Origin of the sequence: Pseudomonas sp. GD04058, assembly GCF_029836855.1 — a bacterium.
Lineage (GTDB): Bacteria > Pseudomonadota > Gammaproteobacteria > Pseudomonadales > Pseudomonadaceae > Aquipseudomonas > Aquipseudomonas bharatica.
In genome coordinates this window covers 37,079-59,106 of the sequence record NZ_JAOECN010000020.1, presented here as the reverse complement: position 1 = coordinate 59,106, position 22,028 = coordinate 37,079, and the positions used below count along the sequence as shown (strand labels likewise).

General features: G+C 61.6%; 18 protein-coding genes and 4 pseudogenes. 4 read left to right on the top strand and 18 right to left on the bottom strand.

The window, feature by feature from the left end; all coding sequences use genetic code 11:
* Positions 1-41 precede the first annotated feature (41 nt).
* Complete coding sequence (lpdA, locus tag N7650_RS17155) at positions 42-1,442, top strand: dihydrolipoyl dehydrogenase (RefSeq protein WP_279899235.1); 1,401 nt, start codon at positions 42-44, stop codon at positions 1,440-1,442.
* Positions 1,443-1,533: 91 nt separating this feature from the next.
* Here the strand turns inward: lpdA and N7650_RS17150 are convergent, their stop codons facing one another.
* Positions 1,534-3,474, bottom strand: a complete 1,941-nt coding sequence (locus N7650_RS17150) for a methyl-accepting chemotaxis protein (protein ID WP_009402510.1) — start codon at positions 3,472-3,474, stop codon at positions 1,534-1,536.
* 341 nt (positions 3,475-3,815) lie between these two features.
* Here N7650_RS17150 and N7650_RS17145 point away from each other — a divergent pair, with 341 nt between their 5' ends.
* A complete protein-coding gene (locus tag N7650_RS17145; RefSeq protein WP_279899232.1) occupies positions 3,816-4,382 on the top strand; it encodes a hypothetical protein in 567 nt (188 codons plus the stop codon).
* 595 nt (positions 4,383-4,977) lie between these two features.
* Here the strand turns inward: N7650_RS17145 and N7650_RS17140 are convergent.
* The 17 genes and pseudogenes from N7650_RS17140 to N7650_RS17060 form a co-directional block, all read right to left on the bottom strand.
* Positions 4,978-6,129 carry a trypsin-like peptidase domain-containing protein gene (locus N7650_RS17140; RefSeq protein ID WP_003116645.1) on the bottom strand — a complete coding sequence of 384 codons (1,152 nt, stop codon included), beginning with the start codon at positions 6,127-6,129 and terminating at the stop codon, positions 4,978-4,980.
* A 19-nt stretch (positions 6,130-6,148) separates the two neighbouring features.
* Positions 6,149-7,111 (bottom strand): zinc metalloprotease HtpX, encoded by a 963-nt coding sequence (locus tag N7650_RS17135; protein ID WP_182816810.1) that lies wholly within the window; start codon positions 7,109-7,111, stop codon positions 6,149-6,151.
* A complete protein-coding gene (locus N7650_RS17130) occupies positions 7,098-7,586 on the bottom strand; it encodes a phosphate-starvation-inducible PsiE family protein (RefSeq protein WP_004152114.1) in 489 nt (162 codons plus the stop codon). The genes N7650_RS17135 and N7650_RS17130 overlap by 14 nt, the downstream gene beginning before the upstream one ends.
* Positions 7,587-7,597: 11 nt before the next feature.
* Positions 7,598-8,626: a diguanylate cyclase gene (locus tag N7650_RS17125; protein ID WP_232095202.1), complete on the bottom strand. Its 1,029-nt coding sequence runs from the start codon at positions 8,624-8,626 to the stop codon at positions 7,598-7,600.
* Positions 8,623-10,338, bottom strand: a complete 1,716-nt coding sequence (locus N7650_RS17120) for a cation:proton antiporter (RefSeq protein WP_279899229.1) — start codon at positions 10,336-10,338, stop codon at positions 8,623-8,625. Before N7650_RS17120 ends, N7650_RS17125 begins: the two co-directional genes overlap by 4 nt.
* Positions 10,339-10,341: 3 nt before the next feature.
* Positions 10,342-10,781 (bottom strand): annotated as a pseudogene (gene trx-GI / locus N7650_RS17115) (heat resistance system thioredoxin Trx-GI).
* On the bottom strand, positions 10,771-11,916 hold the full coding sequence (locus tag N7650_RS17110; protein ID WP_029611654.1) for a hypothetical protein: 1,146 nt from the start codon (positions 11,914-11,916) through the stop codon (positions 10,771-10,773). Before N7650_RS17110 ends, trx-GI begins: the two are co-directional and overlap by 11 nt.
* A 98-nt stretch (positions 11,917-12,014) precedes the next feature.
* Positions 12,015-12,626, bottom strand: coding sequence for a DUF308 domain-containing protein (locus N7650_RS17105; RefSeq protein WP_000993372.1), 612 nt, complete (start codon positions 12,624-12,626; stop codon positions 12,015-12,017).
* Between the two features lie 85 nt (positions 12,627-12,711).
* Positions 12,712-13,599, bottom strand: a complete 888-nt coding sequence (locus N7650_RS17100; protein ID WP_016782891.1) for a YfdX family protein — start codon at positions 13,597-13,599, stop codon at positions 12,712-12,714.
* A 102-nt stretch (positions 13,600-13,701) separates the two neighbouring features.
* Entirely contained in the window at positions 13,702-14,610 is a 909-nt protein-coding gene (yfdX1, locus tag N7650_RS17095; protein ID WP_021567662.1) for a heat resistance protein YfdX1, read from the bottom strand.
* Between the two features lie 21 nt (positions 14,611-14,631).
* Positions 14,632-15,090, bottom strand: a complete 459-nt coding sequence (gene hsp20-GI, locus N7650_RS17090; protein WP_023383117.1) for a small heat shock protein sHSP20-GI — start codon at positions 15,088-15,090, stop codon at positions 14,632-14,634.
* Between the two features lie 88 nt (positions 15,091-15,178).
* A pseudogene (gene ftsH, locus N7650_RS17085) lies at positions 15,179-16,993 on the bottom strand (ATP-dependent zinc metalloprotease FtsH); the annotation flags it as partial.
* Positions 16,994-17,053: 60 nt separating this feature from the next.
* Positions 17,054-17,227: a hypothetical protein gene (locus N7650_RS17080; RefSeq protein WP_312553988.1), complete on the bottom strand. Its 174-nt coding sequence runs from the start codon at positions 17,225-17,227 to the stop codon at positions 17,054-17,056.
* A 17-nt stretch (positions 17,228-17,244) separates the two neighbouring features.
* Positions 17,245-20,094 carry a heat shock survival AAA family ATPase ClpK gene (gene clpK, locus N7650_RS17075; RefSeq protein ID WP_182816814.1) on the bottom strand — a complete coding sequence of 950 codons (2,850 nt, stop codon included), beginning with the start codon at positions 20,092-20,094 and terminating at the stop codon, positions 17,245-17,247.
* A 96-nt stretch (positions 20,095-20,190) separates the two neighbouring features.
* Positions 20,191-20,760, bottom strand: a complete 570-nt coding sequence (gene hsp20 / locus N7650_RS17070; protein ID WP_182816816.1) for a small heat shock protein sHSP20 — start codon at positions 20,758-20,760, stop codon at positions 20,191-20,193.
* A 30-nt stretch (positions 20,761-20,790) separates the two neighbouring features.
* Positions 20,791-21,074 (bottom strand): annotated as a pseudogene (locus N7650_RS17065) (helix-turn-helix domain-containing protein).
* Between the two features lie 223 nt (positions 21,075-21,297).
* Positions 21,298-21,561 carry a hypothetical protein gene (locus tag N7650_RS17060; protein WP_023383123.1) on the bottom strand — a complete coding sequence of 88 codons (264 nt, stop codon included), beginning with the start codon at positions 21,559-21,561 and terminating at the stop codon, positions 21,298-21,300.
* 14 nt (positions 21,562-21,575) lie between these two features.
* Between N7650_RS17060 and N7650_RS17055 the strand changes: the two genes are divergently transcribed.
* Entirely contained in the window at positions 21,576-21,839 is a 264-nt protein-coding gene (locus tag N7650_RS17055; RefSeq protein WP_001446199.1) for a transposase, read from the top strand.
* A pseudogene (locus N7650_RS17050) lies at positions 21,796-21,948 on the top strand (transposase domain-containing protein); the annotation flags it as partial. The gene N7650_RS17055 and the pseudogene N7650_RS17050, both read left to right, overlap by 44 nt.
* Between the last annotated feature and the right edge of the window lie 80 nt (positions 21,949-22,028).

Genomic DNA, 22,028 nt, shown 5'->3' with positions numbered 1-22,028 from the left:
TAACCTTGGCGCCAGTCGATTCTTCATCCGGGAGCACAACAATGAAAAACTACGATGTCATCATCATCGGTGGCGGCCCCGGCGGCTACAACGCCGCCATTCGAGCTGGCCAGCTGGGCCTGAGCGTGGCCTGCATAGAAGGTCGCGCTACCCTCGGCGGTACCTGCCTGAACGTAGGCTGCATGCCTTCCAAGGCGCTGCTGCATGCATCCGAACTCTATGAGGCCGCTGCCAGTGGCGAACTCGGTCACCTCGGTATCGAGGTCAAGCCGAGCCTGAACCTCGCGCAAATGATGAAGCAGAAGGATGAGAGCGTGACCGGCCTCACCAAGGGCATCGAGTTCCTGTTCCGCAAGAACCAGGTCGACTGGATCAAGGGCTGGGGCAAGCTGGACGGCGTTGGCAAGGTCAAGGTCAGCGACGCAGAGGGCAATGTCAGTGAGTACCAGGCCAAGGACATCGTTATCGCCACGGGCTCCGAACCAACGCCCCTGCCCGGCGTGACCATCGACAACCAGCGCATCATCGACTCCACCGGCGCCCTGTCGCTGCCGGAAGTACCCAAGCACCTGGTGGTTATCGGTGCCGGGGTGATCGGCCTCGAACTGGGCTCGGTGTGGCGCCGCCTCGGTGCCGAAGTGACCGTGATCGAATACCTCGACCGCATCTGCCCGGGCATCGACGAAGAAACCGCCAAGACGCTCCAGCGCTCCCTGGCCAAGCAAGGCATGAGCTTCAAGCTGGGCAGCAAGGTCACCCAGGCCACGCCTTCGGCCGATAGCGTCAGCCTGACCCTGGAACCCGCCGCCGGCGGCGAAGCGCAAACCCTGCAGGCGGACTACGTGCTGGTCGCCATCGGTCGTCGCCCCTATACCCAGGGCCTGGGCCTTGAAAGCGTCGGTCTGCAGACCGATAAGCGCGGCATGCTGGAAAACCAGGGGCATCGCACACAGGTACCCGGCATCTGGGTGATCGGCGACGTCACGTCCGGACCGATGCTCGCGCACAAGGCCGAGGATGAGGCCATCGCCTGCATCGAACTGATCCATGGCAAGCCGCACCAGGTGAACTACGGCCTGATCCCCGGGGTGATCTACACCAAGCCTGAACTGGCCACCGTCGGCAAGACCGAAGAACAACTGAAAGCCGAGGGCCGCGCCTACAAGGTCGGCAAGTTCCCGTTCCTCGCCAACAGCCGGGCCAAGATCAACCACGAGACCGAAGGCTTCGCCAAGGTCATCGCCGACGCCAATACCGATGAGGTGCTGGGCGTGCACCTTGTCGGGCCAAGCGTGAGCGAGATGATCGGCGAATATTGCGTGGCGATGGAATTTGCCGCGTCGGCGGAAGACATCGCGCTGATTTGCCACCCGCACCCGACCCGCTCCGAGGCGTTGCGCCAGGCGGCGATGAACGTGGACGGGATGGCGATGCAGATCTGATAGCCGGGTTGCCTGTACTGGCCTCGTCGCTGGCAAGCCAGCTCCCACAATTTCCCTGTGGGAGCTGAGGCCTGTACTGACAACCGGGAAATCAGGTCCTGAACCGGGACACCAGGCTGCCGAACTCCTGCGACAACGCCTTCAACTGTTGCGAATCTGCCTGCGCCGTCCCGGCCAGTTGCTCGATCAACTGTGCATCCGCCTGGATCTGGATGATGTGGTGGTTGATGTCCTCGGCCACCTGGTGCTGCTCTTCCGCCGCCGTGGCGATCTGATTGCTCTGGTCGCGGATGGCATCCACCGAAGTCCGGATATCCTCGAAGCTGTCCCGCGCCTCGCGGATCGAACTGACACTCTGCTGCGACATTTCCAGGCTGCTGTGCATCTGTTGGGTGACATCCTGCGCCCGCCGCGCCAGGCCACCCAGCAAGCCATCGATTTCTCCGGTGGAGTCGGCAGTGCGCTTGGCCAGTGCCCGCACTTCATCCGCCACCACGGCAAAACCACGCCCTTGCTCGCCGGCCCGCGCCGCTTCGATGGCTGCGTTGAGCGCCAGCAGGTTGGTCTGTTCGGCGATCGAGCGGATGGTACCGAGAATGGTGTTGATGTCCTGGCTTTCCTTTTCCAGCGCCTGCATGGCCTCGGTCGCCTGCAACAGGTTCTCGCTCAGGCGCGCGACGCTGCTGGTGGCCTGCTCGATCTGCTGCTGGCCGGCACTGACATGGCGCTGGCCGGCGTCGGCAGAAGTCGCCGCATGGCTGCACGACCTGGCCACTTCGTTGGCAGTGGCGACCATCTCATTGAACGCCGTGGATACCAGTTCCACCGCCTGGCGCTGGCGGCCGGTCGCATCACCCATGTTCGAGGCGACCTGGCTGTTGGTCTCCGAGGCAGTCTGCAAGTCGGCGGAAGCATGGCCAATGCGCTGAACCAACGAGCGGATGCGCTCGACGAACTGATTGAACCAGCCGGCCAGCGCTGCGGTTTCATCGCTGCCTTTCACTTGCAGGGAGCGGGTCAGGTCGCCCTCACCCTGGGCGATATCCTCGAGGCTGTCGGCAACGCCCTTGATCGGGTTGACGATGAGGTTCGAGAAGGTTGCGCCAACCACTGCAAACAGCAGCGCCAGTACCAGGGCGATCGCAACGATGGTCCAGGTCAGGCTGGTAACGTCGGCCATCACTTCGCTTTTTTCGATCAGGCCGATGAAGCGCCAGCCCAGGGTGGGTGAAGTCCAGACGTTGGCCATGTAGCGCTTGCCGCCCAGTTCCACCTCGATCAGGCCCTTCGCGGTGTTGCCCAGCAGCGCGTAATCGCCGCCCAGCTCCTTGAGCTGCTTGAAGGCATTGCCCGGATTGCTCGGGTCCACCAGCACCGCACCGGTGTCTTCGACCAGCATCAGGTAGCCGCTTTCTCCCAGCTTGGTCTTGCCGATGAAGCCGGCCAGCTGTTCCAGCGATACGTCGATACCCATCACACCGAGCACTTCGCCATTGGCTCCGTGCACCGTGCGCACGGTACAGATCAGGGGCTGGCTACCCCATAGGTAGGCACTGGTGCGCATGACCTTGCCGGGATTGGCGATCCCCAATTGGTACCACGGGCGCTTGCGCGGCTCGTAGTTCTTCAGCGCCGGCTCATCGGGCCATGAGGCATAGCTGCCATCATCGTTGCGGGCATACGAAACGAAAGCAGTCGTCGGATGCGCCTTGGCATAGCGCGTGAAATGCTCCAGAAGTACACGGTTGGCTTGGGGTAGCGGCGTAGCCGGCGCATTGTCGCTGCTGTAGATCTTCAGATCCCTGGCGTTGACGATCAACGGATCGTCCGCCCACTGCGTGACGTTCTGCGCGATGGAATCGAGGAAGACATTCACCGTGTTATCGATCTGTCGGATCTCCCGGCTCGAGGTTTCCACAAAGCCCTCACGAGCCTGCTGGTTGAGGTTGTAAACCACCAGACAAGCGATCAAGGCCACGGGAATCACGGCGATTACGCCGAATGCACACGTCAGCTTCTTTTTTATATTCATTCGATGGCTTCCGATACGACGTGCCACAAGCGGGCCCAAGGGATACAGGATCTGTTTTGCGCTGCTCGAGAGCGAGGCAAGCGCTCTGCTGAACGATTCAGCAAAACGCAGAATGGCAACTTGATGCCCCCTGCGCAAGGCACCGAAACGGCCTCATGCCCCCGAATCTACGGGGTTTCGGGCAAAGCTGATCGTGTGGACAGGACACATTTTTGTCTGTTTCAACGCGTTTTGTGCGGCAGATCGCCTCGCCTCGCAGCAGTTCGACGTGCAATGGCTATGCTTGCCCGGGTGCGTGAAGCACCAGGAAAAAATTCGTTAGCCAACATGGAAATCAGGCGATGAAAATCATTCGTTCTCTAGCGTACGTGGTTGCTCTGGGTAGCGTCCTGTCCATCGCTCACGCGGTCGACATTCCGCTGGGCAGCAAAGCCATCGAAGGCGAGATCACCACCAAGGTACTGGCGGTGGATGTGCCCAACCGGATAGTCACGATCGCAGACACCGACAACAGTCCGGTAAAGGTGCAACTCACTGAGCAGGCCAAGGACCTGCACAATCTGAAAGTCGGCGACACGGTGAACATCAAGGTGTCCCGCGCGGTTGCCTATGTTCTTGATACACAGGTCGGGGGCGCGCCAAAGGTCACCGACGAAGCCATGACCGTGCGTGCCACCAAGGACAACCCCAACCCTGGCGGCGAAGCGGTACGCCAGGTGAAAGTAACGTCGAAGATCACCCATATCGACCTGAAGAACCATGAAGTGACGCTGCTGCCGCCGGAAGGCAAGGTTGCCGTGGTCAAGGTCGAAAACCCCGAGCTGCAGGCAAGGATGAAAAACCTGAAGGAGGGCCAGACGGTCGATGCGATCTACACCGAGGTTCTGCAGGTGAAGACCTCGCGCTAGGTTGTCTCTGAATTCCAGCGGCGTGTTCGGCCGATTGCTTTCCATGCAAAAAAGCCGCTTCGGGGAAGCGGCTTGTGGGATGCAAATAAAGTTTCATCCTAACCCTAAAAACAGAGAGAAACGTCGCGCGCTCTCCTATTCATAAAAAATCCCTTTTTTATCAGTATGTTGTGAGCACTTACACCCGAGACTGGATCGTTTTGCCTTTCATGGGAGAATGATTAAGGGCGCTAAAGTATCATCCTAATTTTCGCCCAGGCTCGAAAAATACGGTAAATGGTGAAAATAAAGATTCATCCTTTTCCGATGTTGCCCGTTCCAACACGTAAGCAGTCAGTCAGAAAAAACACATAGATCCAATCCCTAGCGAGCATTGAGCTCTCTCATCCGTGCCAACTGCTCCAACCCTTGGACGCCCTAAATGCTTACCCAAAAAAATCAACACCTTCTTTTAAAAACACAATCAAAAATGACTCCCTTATATCCATTTAACCTAAACAGCCTTCCCCCCACTGCACTAGCTAGGGCTCGTAGTTCGGCGCAAGGCTGAAGTCGCTTGGCTGCTTCGCTGTGCAGATCCATGACCCACTTTCCATCAAACTCCCGGTTGTAGTTCCACAAGCATCTCGCGAGTCTTGCCGGCCCGCTCCACTAACAAGACCACAACATCTCCAACGTTCTTGTCGTCTAGCCGGGCCTGTAATGTGGTGACGTCGTCGACGGCGATACCGTCGATGCTGATAACGCGATCGCCGGGCACGATGCCGCCTGCGGTGACCTCGACGCCGACGAGCCCGGCCCTGTGCGCCGCCGAGCCCGGCGTCACGCGCAATACGAATACGCCCTTACTGCCGGTCAGCGCCTGCAGACGCGCGTTGAGCTGCTCATCCACCTCGATGCCCAGCGCCGGACGGATGTACTTGCCGGTCTTTATGAGTTGCGGCACCACGCGCATGACGGTATCGACCGGCACCGCAAAGCCGATGCCGGCCGAGGCGCCAGACGGACTGTAGATGGCGGTATTGATGCCGATCAGCCGCCCAGCCGAATCGAGCAGCGGGCCACCGGAATTGCCGGGGTTGATAGCGGCGTCGGTCTGGATCAGGTGGTCAATGGCCGGGCCACTGGCGTCGCCGGAAAGGGTGCGGTCAAGCGCCGAGACGATGCCGGTGGTGAGCGTCCAGTCGAGCCCGAAGGGATTGCCAATGGCAAAGACCTTTTGCCCCACCTTGAGATCGGCACTGGTGCCCACCGGCACCGCCGGCGGGCGCTTGAAGCCGACGCCAATCTTGAGTACCGCGATGTCGTGCGCAGGACTGGCGCCAACGAGCGCAGCCTGATAATCGCGACCGTCGGCCAGTTTGACCGTGGCAGACGATGCCCCCTGGATCACGTGGAAGTTGGTCACCACGTGGCCGGCATCGTCCCAGATGAAGCCGGAGCCGGTGCCGCGCGGCACGGAAAAGACATTGCGCGACCAGACGTCACGCACTAGTTGTGCCGTGGTGATGTAAACCACCGACCCGCGCGATTTCTCGAACAGCTCGATGGTGGTTTTTTCGTCGGCGGCCAGGTCGCCGCGCGGCGTCACCGTGCGCTCCTGCGTTTCGTGGGGACTGAACCAGGCTTCGATGGCGGGCAGGAACTGCCACAGCAGCATGAGTGCGGCGATGCAGCCAGTGATGACGAGCCAGCGCCGGATGAATCGATCCGGCGCCGGGCGGCTGTAGGGGTCGGGGTAGGTCACGTCATTCTCCATGTTGAAATCAGCGCCAAAGGCCGCCGGTGCGCCAGCGTGGCGGACGTGGTGATACGGTCACCTCGGGGACGAAACGGGCCGATGGAAACGGCGGCATCGCGGGCGGCGGAGCAAGTTCCAGCAAGCGCTCAATGCGTTCAGCCGTCGCCGGATGCGTGCGCAACCAGGAGGGTTCCGGATTGCCCCATCCGGGCAGCAGCCAGGCGCGCCAGGAGCGGCTCACCCGCTCGATCTTGGCGAGCGCCGAGGCCAGCCCGTGCGGGTCGCCGGTCAATTCGGCAGCGAGCCGGTCGGCGTCGAATTCGCGCACCCTGGACAAGCCCAACTGAGCCAGCAAGGCCAGCATTGGCGCGACCGCCAGTAGAAGCAACGCGGGCCAATTGACTTCCGTGACTCCAAGCAATAGCGCTGGCAAGCTGAGCACGATCGCAAGCTGCCCCAACAAGGCCAGAAGATGGGTGAGCCGGCTGATGGAATCGGCCAAGCCCATGACACGCAAATCCTCGTTCGCAATATGCGCGATTTCGTGGCCGAGCACGCCGGTCAACTCGCGGGGCGTGAGGCTACGCAGCAGGCCGTCGGTCAGCGCGATGGCCGCGTGATGCTTCGAACCGGTGGCGAAGGCGTTGACGACCCCGCTGGGCACGTAGTGCGGTACCGGCACGGCAGGCAGCCCGGCCCGCGCCGCCAGTTCGCGCAACACAGCCCAAAGATCGGGCGCTTCATCCGGGTGCAGGGGGCGTGCGCCATACAGCCGCAAGGTCAGCCCGGAGGCGGCCGCCGGTTCGAGCAGCAGGGTGAACCCCGCGGCCGCAAGCGCCAGCCAAAGCCCGCCGTCACCCAACAGCAGGCTGCCAGCGACGGCGGCAATCCCGAGCAGGGTCAGCACCAACAGCGCGGTTTGCAGGCGATTGAGCCAGCGATGCCGCGCGCCGACATTCTGCGCGTGGCGCAGATCACGACTGATCATCTGAGCTTTCCCCGGCTGTCCGGTCATCGCGCTCGCGCAGCAGCCAGTAAGTCGCCCCGAGGGCCAGTGTCGCGCCTGCGAGCGCCGCGACCTTGGCGGGGCCGGTCTCCGGGTCGAGGATCACGAATTTACGCGCCAGGGCGATCAGCCCGATCAGGATCACCGTCTTGACCTGGATGATGCTGTCGCGCCGCAAGGCCACCCGCACGATGGAATGCTTGAACTCCATGGCGATGAGCAGCGTCATGATCATGCCGAACACGGTCTGGAAGACCTTGTGATCGAGCGGATTGAACGCATCAATGATCAGCAGGCTGAAGACGATCGAGATCAGCTGCAGCAGCGAGACCACGATGATCACGGCAATGATTGCGGACAGCGCGAGCGCGATCACCTGTTCGAAGCGCTCGTAGAACGTCATCACTGCCCATTGGGCGCGAAATGTTTTGATCGGGTCTGCTTGCTTTTCCTTCATCGCCACTCCTCTCAATTCTGAAATACTTGTGCACCCACAACTTGGTTGCGCCCTTGTCTTTTTGCCTGGTAGAGCGCGCTGTCCGCCTGCTGCATCACCTGCTCGACAGAGTGCAAACGGGGGTCAAGGAGAGCCACCCCCATGCTGGCGCTATAGCTGATCGACACCTCTCCACACACCACCGCTGTCGCCGCAGTGTCCTGACGAAATCGCTCCGCCCATACTTGGGCGTCTTCTATCGATGCCGCTTCCAACAACACAGCGAATTCCTCCCCCCCAATCCGGGCAGCCATGTCGGTTGCGCGAACATGTTCCCTCAACCGTGAAGCAAAGTGCTTGAGTACCTCATCGCTGCATCCGTGTCCATAGGTGTCATTGATACGCTTGAAGTGATCGATGTCGCAGAGCACAAGTGCTGCTTGTATCTCGGGGCTGCGTTTGAGGCGCTCCCATTCCAGCTGTAATCGTTCGTTAAAAGCCCGCCGGTTCGACAAGCCGGTCAAGGGGTCGGTGATCGCCATACGCAGCAACTGCTGCTCCATTTCCTTGCGAGAAGAGATGTCGAGCAGAGTGCCGACTATCAGTTGCCTGCCCGCGTCACCCAGCCAACGGCCGCGATCCAGCACCCAAATCCAAACGCCAGATCGATGACGAACGCGGTACTCGCACTCCAATCGCTCCGACGGGTTTTCTTGGTAAGCGCGCACCTTTGCCAGAACGACCGGCAAATCCTCCGGGTGAATACGCGCTTGCCATGCGGCATGGGTGGCGCCAACCTCCTCGTCGGAGGTCAAGCCGAACATCGCCAGACTGCGGGCAGAAAGCCTGAAGCTGTCGGTAGCGATATCCCACTCCCAGAATCCCAGCCCTGCGCCCTCCAGGGCGATGGCGATCCGTTCCTTGTCATCGATTTGCGCTTGTTGGCGATGCTTCAGCTCGTCACGCCTCTGGCGATTGGTACGAACAAAACGCCATAGCGCAACCGCCATGCCAATATTGGCAAGTAGCGACACCATCAGCCAAATGGTCGGCCCGTTCATGGTCTATCCCCACCTGACTCACTGAGTGTCTGCCGTAATTCCTCGATCCGGTGGTCGACTTGGTCGGCGTTGATGCCCAACATCAACAGTACCTGCTCGGCCAGTCCCAGTCCCGCAGCCAGGTACAACGGGTACAGTCTGACATTGGGCAGATTACGCAAAAGCTGGGCATCCGTTACGCGCTCAGTGGCCACCACCACGGACAAGCTCAGGCGGCGGTCGAGAACCGCCTGAGCGATACGCAGGGCCGTCTGCGGACGGGCAAACGTCAGCACCACCAGGCGGGCATGGGCCAATCCGGCGGCGGCCAGGGTGTCGAGCCGACTGGCATCGCCATACGACACCGGCGCCCCCATCGCACGCCCCGCTTCGACCCGTTGGCGGTCCGATTCCAGCAGCAAATGCGGTATGCCTGCCAGGCGCAGCGTTCGGCTCAGCAGCAGCCCGACGTCATCCGCCCCACAGATGATCACATGGTCGCGCAACGACCGCGCCCGCTCGGCGACTTCGCCTTCTTCGGCCTGCGGTGGCTGACCGAGTGCGCCCGAGCGGCTGAAAGCCCGCGCCCATCGGTCATGGTGTCGGATCAGGAGCGGTGCCAACCCCATGCTCAACACCAGCGCCACCAGCATCGGTTGCACCATGGTGGCGGCGATCAGGTGCTGCTGCATGACCATGCCCAGGAGCAGCAGCGCAAACTCGCCGCCATGACCCAGCACGATGCCTGCGCGCCAGGCGTCGAGCGCCGACAGGCGGGTTGCGCGCAGCGCCAGAAAGTTCAGCCCCATCTTGAGAGGCACCAAGGCCAACAGCCAACCCAGTACCGCCAGCGGTGCGGCCACGATCTGCGCGGTGTCCAGCTGCAGGCCAATGGTCACGAAGAACAGGCCCGACAGCACATCACGAAAGGGCTTGAGGTGGCTTTCCATGTGGTGCCGGAAGTCGCTCTCGCCCAGGACCATGCCGGCGAGAAAGGCCCCCAGGGCGGCGGATACGCCGACGGCGTGTGCAGCAGCGGCTGCCGCCACGACCACGCACAAGGAGACCAGCACGAAGGATTCTTCGTGGCCCTGCCGCGCCACCCAGCCCATCAGGCCATGCAACAGACGACGCGAGGCAACCGCCGCTGCCGCGAACAACACCAGCACGCCCAACACTTCGAGCAGCACGCTCTCGATCTTCGGCGAGTCGCCGCGCGCCCAGATCGCCAGCAGGGCCAGCAGGGCCAGCAGGGGCACGCTGGCCAGGTCCTGAAAGACCAGCACGGCGATGGCACTGCGGCCGTGGCGGGTGGTGAGCTCGCCTTGGTCGGCCAGCTGTCGGCTGACCAGCGCCGTGGACGACATGGCCGCTGCGGCGCCGAGCAGTGCAGCGCTCTGAGCTGGCTGACCCAACCCGATCAGCACCAGGGTCAGTGGCGCGGCCACGACGACCATCTGCAAGCTGCCGGCCGCCAGTACGGTCTTGCGAGTGAGCCAGAAGTGCCCCAGCGAGAATTCCAGTCCGACCATGAACAGCAGCAGGGCCACACCCAGTTCGGATATGAAAGTCAACGCCTCTCCCGGCGCGATCACACCGCTGACCGAGGGGCCCAGCAAGGCGCCGACGGCGAGGTAACCCAGCAAGGCGGGTACTCTGAACGCCGCCGTCGCCACCACCGCGAGGCTGCACGCCGCCAGCAGGATCAGGGTAGTGCCGAGCAAATCCTGCATCGGTCAGCGTCCCACCTGTGCAGAGGCCCAGCGCACGATGTCCTGCGAGCCCATGGCGCCTGCCTGGCGGGCGATCTCACGTCCGCCCTGGAACAGGGCGAGCGTCGGAATGCTGCGGATACCGAACTGCGCGGCCAGGTGGGGCTCAGCCTCGGTGTTCACCTTTGCCAGCCTGATCCCGGGTTCGAGCTGGCGCGCGGCTTGTTGAAACTGCGGCGCCATCATCTTGCACGGCCCGCACCAGGGCGCCCAGAAATCGACCAGCAGCGGCAGATCGCTGCGCTCCACGTGGCGCGAGAACGTCGCCGTCGTCAACTCGATGGGCTCGCCGGTGAACAAGGGCTGCTGGCAGCGGCCGCAGTTGGGACGATCCGCGAGCTTGGCGGCCGGCACGCTGTTGATGGACTGGCAATGTGGGCAGACGAGTGGAGTTCATTTTTCATGGTTCGCTTCCTTGGACTGCGGTGAGGTTGCCTCGCTTCGGATCACCGACATCGCCGACCAATTTACGCCTTTGATCCAATCGTTCCCGTCTTCGCTCACGCCGGCATCTTCCACGTGAGCCGCAATGAAGGCTTCGGCTTGAATGAGCCCCGCTCTGACAGCATCTATCTTATTAGGCATCCGCAGGATTTCAGCAGCGCAGCCTGCATCCAGCCCATCCACCCGGATAAGCAGAAAAATGCGGCGCCACAAGTGCGGCATACCCTTCATCAGGTCGAATGCAAATGCGAATTCGCTCGATCTGTCACCAATTTCCTCCTGTTCGGCGATTGCTGCTGGGTCGGGAAGCCGACTATCAGCCATGACGTCGGCCAGGCTGAGTGCGTCATCAGGCTGATAAAACTCGTAGAACTCTTCCTCTACCATGGCCTCCGCCATGTCCTGCGCATCCGCTTCGACCGGCGCATCCAGCGAAACGGCCTCGCCATATTGCCGGCTGTTTGCCACTTCGCGATCAATGACGGCAAAAAGATGCTTCAAAAGATCGAGGTAAGCGGCATTTTCTTCTGGAACGGATGTCCATACCGATTCAGCCAGAGCAATCGCTTCGTCCACCACGTCGTGCAGCGTCGGATAATCGCGAGGCAAATCACCGGCGGCATGCAGATAAGCCAACTCGCGTTGCGCAACGGCCTCAACCTTCGGCAGCAGCGTCTCGATTATCCCGCGTGCTTGCTGGACGACAGAGGCAGGTTGAGTGTCGATCCGCGCCTTGAGCTCGCGCAAGCGTTCACGACGCGCCTTACGCTTGATTTGATCCTGAGCGCTCAGCCGATCAAAGTGCTTCTTGGCCTGCCGGAACAACGCCTGCGCTAGCATGTGCGCGAGAGGCGTCAGATCGTTATGCGATGCAGTGACGCTGACGATTTTTTTGCCCGGCAAGTGCATGTGGCCACTGGCCGTTAAGCGAGATCCTTTTTTCGCGCGTTCGAGGACGATTTGAAGACGTACCGAATCTTCGGAGCGCTTTTCGATCAGCGGCTTGAGAGCGGGTTCAACCGCTTTTTCTACAGACATTCGCCAAGGTTCATGAAATTCTTTTTCGACGAGTCGATAGCTATATTGTATACGCATGCTCAAGCCCTTTAGGGTTGTCCGCCCAGGTGAGTGGACCCGGGTGATTGGATATGTTGATTTTCAAAGATGATCTTACGGTTTGGTTTTTCACGCCCTTACCTCTGACGCGCTTTGCGCAAACGCCAACTAAGAAGCAAAAGAGTCATACCGAAGATCGCAGCATGGAAACCCAATACCCAGCCCGCGGCCAGAAATGATTCGATCGGGCGGGTAAAAAACATCCATAGGATGATCGCACCGAGGAGCACGGAAAGCAGCCCGCTGAGGGCAAGCCAGATCTCGCCCTTGATTTCCCGGCGCAGACGAACGGCGGCGGATATCTCCAGCATACCGGTGAAAATTGCCCAGAATGCCACGCTTACCCACAAGAAATAGGCCAACGCCAAAGTGGCAGCCAGAGGGGCAACTACCACAACGACACCGGTGAGTATGCCGACGATGCCGCTGAACAACAGCCAGCCCCAGCGCTGCTTTTGCCGCATTTGCCGCACCGCTGCAACCAGGTTGAACGCACCATTGACCAAAGAAAATGCGCCGAACACTATCGTCATGGCGAACAAAGCCGAGTGTGGCATCCAGAATGCGAGGACTGCAAAAATCAACGCGAATATGCCGCGCAGCGCAAACAACCACCAATTTTGGGTCAGTGAACACACGGCATCGGCAGGGTTATCCGCATTCGAATCGGCGATGGTATTTGCATTCATGCGATATCTCCTTGATGGATCATGAGATCAGGAAAATCAAGCCTTCATGGCGAAGAGAGGGGCTATTCGCCCCTCTCTTGCGGTTTTAGAACAGCTTTGACAGTCTCGCCTTGATTTCATCGAGCCAGCCTTTTCCGCTCCCGCCTCCGGCCGTCTTTTCCTTGACTTTCTTGAGTTCAGAGTACAGGGGCTCAAAGTCCTTCTTTTTGCCATAGCCCAGCAGTTCTGCCATTTCCAACTGCTGCCGGGCTTCGTTTAACAAGTCCTGCAGGCGTTCACCGGACGCCTCGCTGCGCTGGCCATCTTCTGTCAAGGTCTCGGCGCGCTTGACGAGCAGTTTGGCGCGCAGGATGGGCAGCGGGATGACGCTGAGTGTCTCGACGAGCGTGCCGAGCGCCAACTGCAGCGCGGCCTTGGCCTCTTCGATCTTGCCCTGATCGATCAGCGGCACGACGGATTTCACGGCTGCCGGGTAAGTCGCCAGAGGGATGTTGGTGACCGCAATCACGATTTCGCTGGCCAGCAATGCCAACACGCGACGAGCGCGTTGCACCTCGCCATGTTTGAGGGCATCCAGCGCCTCGTCAGTCATCGCCTCAACGGTTTCCGTGTTGGCGAACAAGTCGTGCACGATGGTGCGCACATCAACGGGGGCCAGGGCGAGCGTGGGTTCGCGTGCAACGATCAGCTCCAGCTTTCCCGTCACTTCGGCCAGCGTTGCCAGTGCTCGCGCGGATTCTTTTTCGTCCAGGGCCGCCAGCGCTGATTTGGTCAGCGCCAAGGCCGAGACGGCCTCATCGAGGACTTGTTTACGTTTGTCTGCCGCCTGCGAGTCCGTTTCCTTCTGAACCTCAGGCTGTACCTCCGTGACGACTTCAGGCTTGGGCTCTGGTCTGGCAGGAAGGCTGCTTACCGCGGCCTGTTCGTTCGTGCCTTCGTTGATCGCGTTGGGATTCGATGTTTGCTCATTCATGGTGATATGCCTCGTATGAGATAGTGAAAATAGGGGAATCTATTGGGGCCGACTGCGAATATCGCGAGACTGACCGATGGAGCAGTCGGCCCCTTCATCACCTCAAAACAGCTTTTGGATGCGCGTCTTCAACTCGTCGAACCATCCATTGCCGCTTTTGCCACCAGCCGACTTTTGCTCAATGGACTTCACCTGATCGAAGATGGGTTTGAAGTCCTCCTTCTTGCCATAACCCAGGATTTGCGCCAGCTCGATCTCCGTGCGCACGGACGACAGCAAGGTGCTGAGCTCCTCGTTCTGCTTGGCATCGCGCTTGTCGGTCTCGGCCAGCTTTTCAGCTTTTGCTATCGCGGCTTCGGCCCGTAGCACGGGCAGAGGGAGTACAACTTGGGTGACCACCAGCGTGTTCAGTGCTCGGGCGAGCTCTGCTTTGGCTTCGTCGATCTTGCCGCTGTCGACGAGCCGTGCAGCCGACTTGATCGCTGCCGGGTACGTTGCCATGGGCAGGTTGTCGGTTTCGATCACGATTTCGCTGGCCAGATTGGCAACGATGGGCCGGGCCTTTTGCACCTCGCCATCACCCAACAACTCCCGAGACAACTTGACCGCTTTCTTTACCGATTCCACGTTGGCGTGGATATCATGGGTGATGACGCGTACATCGACCGGCGCCAAAGCAAGTTTGGCGTCGCGTGCCAATACCAGTTCCAGCTTTCCGGTGGCCAGTTCCAGCGCAGCGAGCGCCTCCTTGGTCTTATTTGCATCAAGGAGGGTCAAAGCCTCCTGGGTCTTGGTGAGCGCCGTGATGGCGTCCTGAGTGAGCTCGGAACGCTTTTTTTCGGCTTCCTGGGCGGCCTTGTCGTCTACTTGTGGCTGCGCCGCCTTGGGTGCGACAGAGGGCGCTGCAGCGCTTGGACTTGCCGCCGATTGGGCCAAAACCGGTCCACTCAGTCCGATGCAGACCGCCAGGGCAAGTGCGGAACGGATGTATTGGGGCTGTTTGATATTCATGATGTTGGACTCCAATTGAAGTTAATTGACTGAAATTTCAATCTGCTTCGGCTTGGCTTGCTCGGCCTTGACAAGCCGCACTTCCAGCACGCCGTCTTTCATCGAAGCCGTCACCTTGGTCGGATCAACGTTGTCAGGTAAGACAAAGCTGCGCACAAAGCGGCCATACGCACGTTCGATGCGGTGGAATTTCTTGCCCTGCACATCTTTTTCCAATTTGCGCTCGCCGCTGATGGTGAGCACCCCGTTCTCCGCGCTGACGCGCACGGCATCCTTGGGGACCTCCGGCAGATCCAGCTTGAGGACGTATGCGTTCTCATCCTCGCTGATGTCCACCATTGGTGCCCAGTCCGCCGTGGTCATGGCTTCATTGCCGGTATGGGCACCCTGTCGCTGGGGTGTCCGTCCCAACATCGTCGCCAGGCGGTTTTGCAATTCATCCAGTTCCCGGAAGGGGTCCCACGGAGTCAATGCAGACATATCGGTTCTCCTTACACAATGCCAACGAACTAGATGGCACACCGTTCAGAGCTGTCGGCTTACCCTGAATGGCGTCTACTACTTTTTCGTCATGAACAAGTCCTTGGGTCAATTGACGGATGTCGTTCTCGTCGAGCGTCTCCCGCGCCAGCAGCTCGCGCGCACAGCGCTCCAGCACCGTGCGGTTGGTGTCGAGAATCCGGTAGGCGCGCTCGAACACGCCCATCACGATGTCTCGGATGGCCTGATCGATGCGCGTCTGGGTCGATTCGGCCACCCGGCAGCCGCCGTGGGCCAGTTCCGGTGCGTCGAGAAAGCGTGGCCGCTGCGCCTCGAAGGCGATGTAGCCCAGACCTTCGTCCATGCCAAAGCGGGTGATCATGTCGCGGGCAATGTCGGTGGCCCGCGCCAGATCGTCCGCCGCCCCGGTAGAGAGTTCGCCGAACACCAGCTTTTCGGCGGCACGCCCGCCCAGCAGCACGGCGATCTTGTGTTCCAGGTCGGCGCGCGTCATCAGGAAGCGGTCTTCGGTGGGGCGCTGCAGCGTGTAGCCGAGCGCCCCGATGCCGCGCGGGATGATCGAGATTTTGTGTACCGGGTCGGTGCCGGGCAGCGCCAGCGCCACCAGCGCATGGCCCATTTCGTGATAGGCCACGGTTTCCCGTTCCTTGGGATTGAGCACGCGGTTCCTCTTTTCCAGGCCCGCCACGATGCGCTCGATGGCGGCGGTGAAGTCCTGCAATTCCACGGCGGACGCTTTGCGCCGGGTCGCGGCCAGCGCGGCTTCGTTGACCAGATTGGCGAGGTCCGCGCCGGAAAAGCCCGTGGTCAGCGCCGCCACCTGTTCGAGATCGACTGCCGGCGCCAACGTCACCTTCTTCACATGGACTTTCAGGATATCCAGCCGCCCCTTCTTGTCGGGCCGGTCCACCAGCACCTGACGGTCGAAGCGGCCGGCGCGCAGCAGCGCCTGGTCGAGGATTTCGGGCCGGTTGGTGGCGGCCAGGATGATGAGCCCCACCGAGCTGTCGAAGCCGTCCATTTCGGTGAGCAGCTGGTTGAGGGTCTGCTCGCGCTCGTCGTGGCCGCCGATGGGCCCGCCGGCGCCGCGCGCGCGGCCCAGTGCGTCGAGTTCGTCGATGAAGATGATGGCCGGCGCCTGCACGCGGGCCTGCTCGAACAGGTCGCGCACGCGCGCCGCACCCACGCCGACGAACATCTCGACGAACTCCGAGCCGGAGATTGAGAAGAACGGCACCCCGGCTTCACCCGCGACGGCCTTGGCCAGCAGCGTCTTGCCGGTGCCGGGCGGCCCCACCAGCAGCACACCCTTGGGGATGCGCGCGCCGAGACGGCCATAGTCCTGCGGATTCTTCAGGAAATCGACGATCTCGACCAGCTCCGCCTTGGCCTCATCCACCCCCGCGACATCGGCGAACGTCACACCGGTGTTCTTTTCCACGAACACCTTGGCGCGGCTCTTACCGATGTTGAGAAACCCGCCCATGCCCTGCTTCTCGGCGAAGCGGCGGAACAGGAAGAACCAGACGCCAAAGAAGGCTACCGCTGGCAGGATCCACGACAGCACATCGCGCAGCCAGGTGCTCTCCAACACGCGGGCATAGGGCACGTCGTACTTCGACAGGCGATCGGCAAGATCGGGTTCGACCCTCGTTGCCACGATCGTCGTCTTGCCCCGGCTGTCCGGCGACTTCAGGCGCCCGGCCACCGTACGATCCGACACCAGCACTTCGGCCACGCGACCCTCGGCCAGCGCCTTCTCGAACTCGCTGTAGGGCACCGGCTCGACGGTTTTCGCCGTCTGCCAGTAGCTCTGCAAACTCAACAACAGCAGGAGGGCAACGATCCAGTAGCCGGTATTCCATTGATTCTTTTTTTCCATGGGCCGTGTTCCTCGAAAGTCGAGTCGCCAGAGGATCAGGTGAACAGACGGGCCGCGCCGTCACGCAAACGGATGGCCAGCGAGCGGGAGGGCAGTGCCGCCGCTGATGAGCAGCCCCCACGGCGTGGCCGACCGCGGATCACGCTTGTAGACGACCGCGTGACCCGCGGCCACGACCGCCACCGCGATCGAGGCCAGGGAGGCTGCCCATGCCAGGCCGATGGGATCGGACACGGCAGCCTCTCCCAACATTAAGACGCGTCGCTCGCCGACTTCTTCTTGCGAGAGCCCTTACCCGCGTCGCCATGCGGCGCCTCGGCCGCCTTCGCGGCATCCGGCTGCTCTGGCTCGGCCGGAGTCTGCGGTGACTCATGGCGTTCGAACACCACGCGTTCGGCCTTGTCGTCCCAGCGTGCGCTGGCGTGATCGCCCTTGCCGATTCCGCCGCCGAGCATCTCGCGTGCCAGCGCGGTTTCCAGCTCGCTGCGGATCAGGCGCTTGAGTTCACGCGCACCGAACTCCGGCTTGTAGCCTTCTTCCGCGAAATGGTCGATCAAAGTCTGATCGAAGGTGAGCGTCACGCCCTGACTGGCGGCGCTGCGCGCCACGCGATCGAGCTGCAGGCCAACGATGTGGCGGATCTCCTCCTTGCCCAGCGCATGGAAGACGATGATCTCGTCGATGCGGTTGAGGAACTCGGGCCGGAAGTGGCCGCGCAGCACGTCCATCACCTCGGCCTTGGTCTTTTCGTACTCCTCGCCGGCCGCCCCGCGCGCCTTCAGCCGTCGCTGGATGATGTCCGAACCCAGGTTGGACGTGGCGATGATGATGGTGTTGGTGAAATCCACCACCCGGCCCTTGCCGTCGGTGAGGCGGCCGTCATCGAACACCTGCAGCAGGATGTTGTAGACGTCGGGGTGTGCCTTCTCGATCTCGTCGAGCAGCAGCACACTGTAGGGCTTGCGCCGCACCTTCTCGGTGAGCTGACCGCCTTCGTCGTAACCGACATAGCCCGGAGGCGCGCCCACCAGCCGCGCCACGGTGTGGCGTTCACCATATTCCGACATGTCGATGCGCAACAGGGCGTGCTCATCGCCGTAGATCGATTCGGCCAATGCCTTGGCGAGCTCGGTCTTGCCCACCCCGGTCGGGCCCAGGAACAGGAAGGTAGCCACCGGTTTGCTGCCTTCGCGCAGGCCGGCGCGAGACAGCCGCACGGCATCGGCCACGGCACGGACCGCCTCGTCTTGTCCCACCAGGCGCTCGTGCAGCCGTTGTTCCAGGTGCAGCAGCTTTTCGCGCTCTTCCACCGTCAACTCGTTGACCGGGATGCCGGTCAGGCGCGAAACGATCTGGGCCACGTGTTCCGCCTTGACTTCGGCACTGCCGGAGGCCCGCTCCCGCTCCCAGTCCTCGATCAGCTTCTTGAGCTCGGCCTCCTTGGCCTCGATGCGCTTGCCGAGCTCGGCGGCCTTGTCGTACTGCTTGCGCGCGGCCACGTAATCCTGTTCACGCCGCAGCTGGTGCAGTTCGGACTCCAGCTCCTGCACGGCCACCGGCCGGGCCGTGGCCGACAGCTTCACGCGCGCGGCCGCCTGGTCGAGCAGGTCGATGGCCTTGTCGGGCAGGAAGCGGGCGGTGATGTAGCGGTCGGACAACTCAGCCGCCGCGATGATCGCGTCCTCGGAGATGCTGACCTTGTGGTGCGCCTCGAAGGTGTCGCGCAGGCCGCGCAGAATCATGATGGTCTGCGCTACCGTCGGCTCGGGCACCGTCACCGGCTGGAAGCGCCGCTCCAGCGCGGCATCCTTCTCGATGTACTTCTGGTACTCATTGAGCGTGGTGGCGCCGATCAGGTTGAGTTCGCCGCGCGCCATCATCGGCTTGAACACGTTTGCCACGTCCAGCCCGCCTTCGCCACCACCCTGGCCGGCACCGACGATGGTGTGCACCTCGTCGATGAACAGAATCAGCTCACCCTGGTGCTCGGAGATTTCCTTCAGCACCTTCTGCACGCGCTCCTCGAACTCGCCCCGGTACTTGGCGCCAGCCACCATTGCGTTGATGTTGAGTTCCACCAGGCGCTTGTCGCGCAACGTCTCGGGCACTTCGCCCGCCACCATGCGCTGCGCCAGCCCCTCGACGATGGCGGTCTTGCCCACGCCCGGCTCGCCGATCAGCACCGGGTTGTTCTTCTTGCGCCGGGCCAGCACCTCGATGGTGGTCTCGATCTCCTGCGCGCGGCCGATCACCGGGTCGAGCTTGCCGTCGCGCGCCATCTTGGTCAGGTCGCGCGAGTACTTGTCGAGTTCTGGCGTGTTGGTCGGCGTCTCGGCGCGGCCATCCTCGGCGCCTTTGCCGACCACCTTGCTGACCTGTTGGCGCAGCGCCTGCGGCGTCAGGCCGTAGCGGCGTAGCAGGTTGGCGGCCAGACCTTCGCCTTCCTCGGCCAGACCGACCAGGAAGTGCTCCGGACCGACATAGGAATGGCCGAGTTCATTGGAGGCCACGAAGGCGCGGCTGAGCGCATCCTTCACGCGGGGCGACACGCCGATCTCGCCCTCGAATGGCTTGTCTCCGCGCTTGGCCTCGGACTCGATCTGCCGCTTGAGGTCATCGACCTTGATCTTGAACTGACCCAGGATGGTCTTGACCACGTCGCTGTCGGCCAGCGCCAGCAGCAGATGTTCGGTATCCACCTCGGAGCGGCCAAATTCGGCAGCGTGTTTGGCGGCCTCCTGCAGCAGGGCTTCCGACTGTTCGCTGATGCGGCTGGCCAAACCACTGCCGCGACGGCGCGGCGCACCCGAACCTGCGGCGGCGGGCTCGCCGAACGAGGCATCGACCACGTCATCGGTATCGGCGGCAACGGGCGTCGCGTCGTCGCCGATGCGGAAGAAATCACTGCCGAGGAAGTCCTCGAACAGGCCGCTGCGCGAGCCGAACAAGGCTTCCAGCGGCGAGACGGTGCGCTTTTGCTGGCGCACCAGTTGGCGGTAATGGTCGTCACACAACAGCATGGTGCTGTGACGACCGTTGAGATTGGCTTCCACCCGCACGGTGGCGGGTTGGCCACAGACCTGGCATTGTTTTCTGGCCATGCTGATGCTCCTGAGAAAGTTGAGGCGACGAGGCATCTCGAGCCGCGACACCTCGTCTCGTACCGGGTTTTTCTTGTGACGAACGAGCCGGCGACGTCAGCTGTTGATCGGGATCGAACGTCCCTGCTTCGGCGCGCTGACCTCGCGCTTGTCGATCGTGACCGTGAGCACCCCGTTCTTGAACGATGCCTTGATCGAATCCTGGTTGGCGTCGTCAGGCAGGTTCAAGGCGCGCTGAAAGCTGCCGTAGGAGCGCTCCACACGGTGGAAGCCACCTTCCTTCTTCTCCTGTTCCTGGCGCTTCTCGCCACGCACCACCAGCACGTCGTTGTCGAGGGTGATCTGGATGTCCTTTTCCTCGACACCGGGCACTTCCAGGGCAATCTTGTACTGCTTGTCGGTTTCCTGGATATCCAGGGCCGGCTTCAGCATGCCCGACCAATCGGATGGCAGCCGCGGCATGGCCAGCGCCGGAAAACCGAAGCCCCGGAATGCGTCATCGAACAGCCGGTCGATCTCGCGATGCAGTTGCAGGATCGGGCTGACTGGCCCGCTCGCCGCTGGCAGGTCATTGCGCTGCACCGGCAGGGAAGAGGCGGTCTGCTGCTCTTGCTGCTCGTTCTTGAACCAGTTCCAGGGAGCCAACTTCTTGAAATCGATGTCCATGTCATACCTCCAGAAAAATTGAAAAACGAGTTACTCAAGCCTTTGCCTGCTGCGACGGGCAGTGCGCCCAGGCGACACGGGCTGCTCGGATGACTTCTGCTGTTCACGCTTGCGCATCACCTCCTTCTTTGCTCCGGCTCGGGTCTGATCATTGATCCACTGATCGATTTCACTTTGACGAAACCGCCACGTCCCGCCCACCTTGAAAGCCGGAATTTCCCCGTGCGCGCGAGCCGATAAAGCGTCCGCTTGCCGACTTTCAAGTACGCAGCCAATTCATCGAGCGTGAAAATCACCTGTAGGTGCGCTTTCATCTCACCCTCTCCAATCGCGTCGCTTTGCGGTTCCGGCCAAGGAAATCCTTACAAGACTTTGCAAGATATTGCGCTTACCAGAACAAACATCAAGAGTCAATGTACAGCGATCTCCCGCCCCATTGATGCAGGTCAACTGCTCAGGCAAGGCGCAGCGGGGCGGCCTGATCAGGCCATGGACAGCGCCTGGCTCGTCAGCCTGCGTGTGCCACAGGCGCCTCGATCAAACACCGATCCTCACGTTGTAGCCGAGTGCCCGCAGCCCCTTGCTCGTCTGCATGTTCCTTGGCGGAAACTCGTCTGGGCGCGCCCAGCCGACGATTTCCCCGAGGCTGCTCAGGCCAACGTGCGGAATTGCCCAGTCGTCGCTGCGGATCGCGTTCCAGAGTCGGGCCGAAACACTTCCGTTGCCCCAGACAGCGTAGTTCAACAGTATCCGTCCGGCCAACACACCTTCCCGACACCGCCGCCGAAGGCCATGGCCCATCAAGCGGATTTTCCATGCCCCCTCAGCGCCGTACCTACAGCAAATCTTTCAAGGCCCAGGTCATTCAGGAGTGTTCTGAACCCGGTGCCTCCATCGCAAACATCGCCTTGGGCTACAGCCTCAATGCCAACCTCGTCCACAAATGGATTCGGCTGCATACCCAGAAAACCACGGCTATCCAGCCAGCGTTCATCCCGTTGCCTTCTCAAATGCTCGGCGCGGGATCGCATGCTCAAGTGCGCTGCTGCGATCATGAGTTTGATCCAGTCGGCCCGTAATAATGGGCACGATCCGTATGCCTATCTCAAGGATGTGCTGACACGGTTGCCGACGCAGCGGGCGAGTGAGATTGCAGAGCTGCTGCCGCATAGGTGGCATCCGGCATAGTCGCGCAAGACGGTTTGCCCACACGCTTACGTTCAACAGCTCAAGCACCGTCCGCCCTTCGCGGGATCGTTGCCGCCAGA

Bases quoted from the DNA above. Each gene is read 5' to 3' on its own strand.
- hsp20 (WP_182816816.1), bottom strand. From the start codon at position 20,760: ATGGACATCGATTTCAAGAAGTTGGCTCCCTGGAACTGGTTCAAGAAC.
- N7650_RS17060 (WP_023383123.1), bottom strand. From the start codon at position 21,561: ATGGGCCATGGCCTTCGGCGGCGGTGTCGGGAAGGTGTGTTGGCCGGA.
- yfdX1 (WP_021567662.1), bottom strand. From the start codon at position 14,610: ATGAATATCAAACAGCCCCAATACATCCGTTCCGCACTTGCCCTGGCG.
- N7650_RS17130 (WP_004152114.1), bottom strand. From the start codon at position 7,586: ATGAAGGAAAAGCAAGCAGACCCGATCAAAACATTTCGCGCCCAATGG.
- N7650_RS17135 (WP_182816810.1), bottom strand. From the start codon at position 7,111: ATGATCAGTCGTGATCTGCGCCACGCGCAGAATGTCGGCGCGCGGCAT.
- N7650_RS17055 (WP_001446199.1), top strand. From the start codon at position 21,576: ATGCCCCCTCAGCGCCGTACCTACAGCAAATCTTTCAAGGCCCAGGTC.
- N7650_RS17120 (WP_279899229.1), bottom strand. From the start codon at position 10,338: ATGCAGGATTTGCTCGGCACTACCCTGATCCTGCTGGCGGCGTGCAGC.
- lpdA (WP_279899235.1), top strand. From the start codon at position 42: ATGAAAAACTACGATGTCATCATCATCGGTGGCGGCCCCGGCGGCTAC.
- N7650_RS17100 (WP_016782891.1), bottom strand. From the start codon at position 13,599: ATGAATGAGCAAACATCGAATCCCAACGCGATCAACGAAGGCACGAAC.
- N7650_RS17150 (WP_009402510.1), bottom strand. From the start codon at position 3,474: ATGAATATAAAAAAGAAGCTGACGTGTGCATTCGGCGTAATCGCCGTG.
- N7650_RS17145 (WP_279899232.1), top strand. From the start codon at position 3,816: ATGAAAATCATTCGTTCTCTAGCGTACGTGGTTGCTCTGGGTAGCGTC.
- hsp20-GI (WP_023383117.1), bottom strand. From the start codon at position 15,090: ATGTCTGCATTGACTCCGTGGGACCCCTTCCGGGAACTGGATGAATTG.
- N7650_RS17125 (WP_232095202.1), bottom strand. From the start codon at position 8,626: ATGAACGGGCCGACCATTTGGCTGATGGTGTCGCTACTTGCCAATATT.
- clpK (WP_182816814.1), bottom strand. From the start codon at position 20,094: ATGGCCAGAAAACAATGCCAGGTCTGTGGCCAACCCGCCACCGTGCGG.
- N7650_RS17110 (WP_029611654.1), bottom strand. From the start codon at position 11,916: ATGCGTATACAATATAGCTATCGACTCGTCGAAAAAGAATTTCATGAA.
- N7650_RS17105 (WP_000993372.1), bottom strand. From the start codon at position 12,626: ATGAATGCAAATACCATCGCCGATTCGAATGCGGATAACCCTGCCGAT.